This is a genomic window from Streptomyces sp. NPDC057638 (genome assembly GCF_042800315.1).
In the GTDB taxonomy this organism is placed as follows: Bacteria; Actinomycetota; Actinomycetes; order Streptomycetales; family Streptomycetaceae; genus Streptomyces.
Genome location: NZ_JBHVHF010000574.1, coordinates 1 through 2,010, shown reverse-complemented (window position 1 = coordinate 2,010; position 2,010 = coordinate 1). Strand labels below are relative to the sequence as shown.

At 73.9% G+C, this 2,010-nt stretch carries 2 protein-coding genes; one reads left to right on the top strand and one right to left on the bottom strand.

Annotated features, from left to right (window positions below; all coding sequences use genetic code 11):
• Positions 1-40: 40 nt before the first annotated feature.
• The gene (locus tag ACFVIM_RS34890) at positions 41-1,060 is read right to left on the bottom strand and encodes an esterase/lipase family protein (protein ID WP_384310334.1); all 1,020 of its coding nucleotides are present in this window, start codon (positions 1,058-1,060) and stop codon (positions 41-43) included.
• 487 nt (positions 1,061-1,547) lie between these two features.
• Between ACFVIM_RS34890 and ACFVIM_RS34885 the strand changes: the two genes are divergently transcribed.
• Positions 1,548-1,934: a hypothetical protein gene (locus ACFVIM_RS34885; protein WP_384310332.1), complete on the top strand. Its 387-nt coding sequence runs from the start codon at positions 1,548-1,550 to the stop codon at positions 1,932-1,934.
• The last annotated feature ends 76 nt before the right edge of the window (positions 1,935-2,010 follow it).

Sequence of the window (2,010 nt, the reverse complement as noted above, 5' to 3'; positions counted from 1 at the left end):
GCGCCACACCGCGCGGGGGCCGGTGGCCCGTCCCCGTCGTTCACCGGACGGAGGAGCGGAGCGCGGGTTCGCGGCCCACGCGGGGCGCGGTGGCGATGGCCGCCGCGGCCGCCGGGGCGACCACCGCCGTCGCGTACGCCACCTCGCCCAGGCCGACACCCGGCAGATACGCGTCCCGGCAGGCACCCCGTGGCAGCCGCGCCGGGTCCGCCGGGCCCGGCCCACCGAGCGCGTCCACGACGAGCGCGAACGCCAGCGCGTCGTACAGCAGCCCCATATGGGTCACCAGCCGGATCCCGCAGACATCCTGGAGCTTGATGTTCCGCGCGCCCTCCTTCACCGCCGTCCAGTACGGCGCGGCCACCAGGTCGTCACGGCTGTAGACCGAGGTGTACGAGACGGGGCCGGGCGTCTGGTCACCGGAGTTCAGCGCCCGCAGGAACGCCGACCCCGACCGCATCTGCCAGAGCGCGGGAGCGCAGCGGGCCGCCGCGCACACCAGATCGCCCGCGGCCACACCCCGCTCGGGGGTGCCGAGAGCGACCGCGTCGTCGACCGCGCCCCGCAGCCCCGGCCACCAGGTCAGCGCCCAGCGGATCTGGAGCCCGCCCTGGCTGTGCCCGACGACATCGACCGCGCGGCCCGTCGCCGCGCGCATCGCGGTGACGGCGTGCACCACGTACTCCACCGAGTCCTGGATGTCCCCCAGCGCCCCGCCCGGCAGATCGACCACACACACGTCGTACCCCCGCGCGCGGAGCGCGGGCGCGTACCCCCAGGACCACGACAGCTCCGCGTCCACGCCCGTGCCATGAACGAGCAGCACGGGTTCGCGGTCCGAGCGGAACTCCTCCGGACAGCTCAGGGCCGCCGCCAGCCGCTCGGGCGGTGTCCGCAGGGCCGGTCCGGGCTGATCCTCCGTGCTCGCGGCCCCGGAGCCGGTCCGCTCCTGCTGTGCCGCGACCGCGCCCGGTGACGCGCACAGTGCCACCGCCGTGAGCGCCGCCACCAGGGTCCGTCGTCCGTGCCGGGGGCGGCCGTGTCGTCGGTGTATCCGCATGAGGACTCCTTTGTCCGTTGTTCCGCTCTACCTTGTTTGCCGGGTTACGCCGGGTTACGCCGGGTTACGCCGGGTTTCGCTGGGCTTTGCCGGGCGTTGTCCGGGGAGTCGTGATCGGGAGTCCGCCGTCGTTCCAGGTGCCCTGGTCGGTGGCGGAGGGCGTGGTACGGGAGGGATGTGGCACGTCGTCGGGCGCGGCGGTACGCGGCTGGTACACGGCCATGCGGGGTGGCACGGGTCCCAGAGGGGGAAGTGAGCCGCTTCAGTAAGCGAGTTCACGTTAGGGAGAAATCACCTACAGGTCCATAGACCCAGCAGAAGACCGCCCGAGTCTTCCCAATGGCAGTACGTTTCGGATTCACTTAGGGCGAGTTGACATGCCGTCGGGGAGGGAGCCGGGATGGCGCGGGGACAGGGGAGTGCGCGGACCGTGGGCGAGGGACGGCCGTGGCCGGGTGCGGAGCGGGACAGCCGCGCCCCGGCGCCCATGGCACACGACGCCGGGCCGTCACTCCCGGACGGGGGGCTCGACGAGTTCTACCGGCTGATCGACACCTTGCTGGTCGCGGGGCGTGACTTCCGTCAGGCCCTGGACCGGATGGAGGGCGCCCTGCTGCTCCTGCGGGCGTCACGCCGCCCCGGACCGCCGCCCGTCGCCCTGGGCGGTGCGCACGCGAGGGAGGCGTGGAACGAGTTCTCCCGGACCCTGGGCGTCCTCAACGGCGCCGTCTGCGGGGCCAGGATCGAGGGCTACCGCGCCGCCGTCGACGACGGCAGCCTCACCCTGACCGAACTGGCCCGCGCCACCGGCCACTCACGGCAGCAGGTCACCCGGCTGGTGAACAAGGGGCGCGCGGCGCGGCACCCGGACTGAGCGGCGTATGTGCCGCCGCCCGCGGGAGCGGACACGTAGGACACCGCCCCGCCCGCCGGACCGGCGCATGTGACAC